The 211-nt window shown below is 71.1% G+C and carries 1 protein-coding gene; it reads left to right on the top strand.

All coding sequences use genetic code 11. The features are described from left to right. Positions 1-211, top strand: a 211-nt coding sequence (locus ASE28_RS08065; protein WP_057264769.1) for an EAL domain-containing protein, incomplete at both ends; no start/stop codon positions are given.

Genomic DNA, 211 nt, shown 5'->3' with positions numbered 1-211 from the left:
CTTCTTCGACCCCGACATGCAGGCCGCCGTCAACGCCCGCTCCAACCTGGAAGCCGACCTGCGCCAGGGCCTGGCCCGCAACGAACTGCTCGTGCACTACCAGCCCGTCGTCGACCACCAGGCCCGCCTGGTCGGAGCCGAAGCCCTGGTGCGCTGGCGCCACCCCCAGCGCGGCATGATCAGCCCCGGCGACTTCATCCCCCTGGCAGAG

It is taken from the genome of Acidovorax sp. Root219 (genome assembly GCF_001428665.1).
Taxonomy (GTDB): Bacteria; Pseudomonadota; Gammaproteobacteria; order Burkholderiales; family Burkholderiaceae_C; genus Acidovorax.
The sequence above is the reverse complement of the archived record's forward strand: the minus strand, read 5'-3'. Positions and strand labels throughout refer to the sequence as shown.